At 59.6% G+C, this 456-nt stretch carries 1 protein-coding gene; it reads left to right on the plus strand.

The window, feature by feature from the left end; genetic code table 11:
- Window positions 1–86: 86 nt before the first annotated feature.
- On the plus strand, window positions 87–272 hold the full coding sequence (locus tag SB822_RS54995) for a hypothetical protein (RefSeq protein ID WP_410858835.1): 186 nt from the start codon (window positions 87–89) through the stop codon (window positions 270–272).
- The last annotated feature ends 184 nt before the right edge of the window (window positions 273–456 follow it).

Below are 456 nucleotides of genomic sequence, written 5' to 3' on the forward strand. Positions count from 1 at the left end.
GCCATTGCGTCGATGCAGTCTTATATCGAGCAGGGCCACGTGCTGGCCGCGGGCGTAAGCGGCGGCAAAGACAGCACGTGTGTGCGATGGTGCTGATGCTTGAGGCTGTGAGGCGCGCAAAGCAGGTGGCGCCCGACGTCAGGCATTACATCACGTCGTCAGATACAACGATCGAGAACCCGAGTACGGCGAACTTCCTGCATGCGATGCTGGATGAGGTCGCGATGTTTGTGGAGGACAGTGGGCTGCCGGTCGAGATCCACATCACATAGCCTTCACTCGCCTCTCAGTTCGTTGTCTCCACCATAGGGCGAGGCACGTTGGTCCGAACGCCTGAGAACGGCGTGCGGGACGGGAAACGGATGCGAGCATGTGCGACTTCGTGGAAGTTGCAGCCACAAGGCAGGCTTCGTGCGCGTCTTGAAAAAGAGGCGTCATCTGCCCGCGTGAAGGAAA

This window comes from Paraburkholderia sp. SIMBA_054 (genome assembly GCF_046534875.1).
Lineage (GTDB): Bacteria > Pseudomonadota > Gammaproteobacteria > Burkholderiales > Burkholderiaceae > Paraburkholderia > Paraburkholderia hospita.